The sequence below is a fragment of the Terrabacter terrigena genome, assembly GCF_042676085.1.
Taxonomy (GTDB): Bacteria; Actinomycetota; Actinomycetes; order Actinomycetales; family Dermatophilaceae; genus Terrabacter; species Terrabacter terrigena.
On sequence record NZ_JBHTKH010000034.1, the window covers coordinates 1 to 1,129 of the forward strand.

Consider the following 1,129-nt stretch of genomic DNA (forward strand, 5'->3'; position numbering starts at 1 on the left):
TGTGATGCCCAGTCACGTTGGTCGAGTCAGTGTGACGACACGATCTGACCTTCATGGCAGATGAAGACCTCCCGGTGTGGAGTGGAGCTGTCTGACGGCTCACTTCACAACCAGGAGGTCTTCGTGTCCCACGCTACCCACTCCAACGCGGCCCTGACCCCACGCGCCCGACTACGGCTGGCCGTTCTGGTCGTGGAGCACGACTGGCCGATTGCCCGGGTCGCCGAGCGGTACGACGTGTCGTGGAAGACCGCAGCCAAGTGGGCCGAGCGGTACCGCACCGAGGGGCCGGACGGGATGCTCGACCGCTCGAGCGCCCGCCATCACCAAGCCCGTCGGACCCCGCCGGCCGTGGTGCGCAAGATCGTCCGGGCCCGCCTGCGCCATCGGATGGGCCCGGTCCAGATCGCCGACCTGCTCGGCGTCCCGTCCTCGACGGTGCATGCCGTTCTCGTGCGATGCCGGATCAACCGGCTCACCTACCTGGACCGGGCCACCGGTGAACAGGTCCGCCGGTACGAGCACGAACGCCCCGGGGACTTGCTGCACGTCGACGTCAAAAAGCTCGGCAAGGTCCCCGACGGCGGCGGCTGGCGCTACGTCGGACGCCAACAAGGGTTGCGTAACCGGGCCGCGACCACCGTTCGCACCGGCGCCCCGAGGAGCAAGTACCGCCAGCCGCTGATCGGCACCTGCTACCTGCACACGGTCGTCGATGACCACTCCCGCGTCGCGTACGTCGAAGCCCACGACGACGAAACCAAGGAGACCGCCACCTTGGTGCTGCGCCATGCCGTGGCCTGGTTCGCCGAGCGCGGCGTCACGGTGCGGAAAGTGTTGTCGGATAACGGCGGCGCGTACCGGTCGTTCCTGTGGCGCGACACCTGCCTCGAGCTGGGCATCACCCCGAAACGCACGCGCCCCTACCGACCCCAGACCAACGGCAAGATCGAACGCTTCCACCGCACCCTGGCCGACGGCTGGGCCTTCAAGACGTTCTATCCCTCCGAGGCCGACCGGCTCGCCGCGCTGGCACCATGGGTCCACCAGTACAACCACCACCGGCCCCACTCAGCGATCGGGAAAGTCGCACCCATCACCAGGCTGGACAACCTGGCTGGACATCACA

Annotated in this window: 1 protein-coding gene; it reads left to right on the forward strand. The window is 67.7% G+C overall.

What is annotated here, in order from left to right; all coding sequences use genetic code 11:
* Nucleotides 1-123: 123 nt before the first annotated feature.
* A partial coding sequence (locus ACFQ2V_RS21225) for an IS481 family transposase (protein ID WP_386055011.1) occupies nucleotides 124-1,129 on the forward strand: 1,006 nt, incomplete at its 3' end.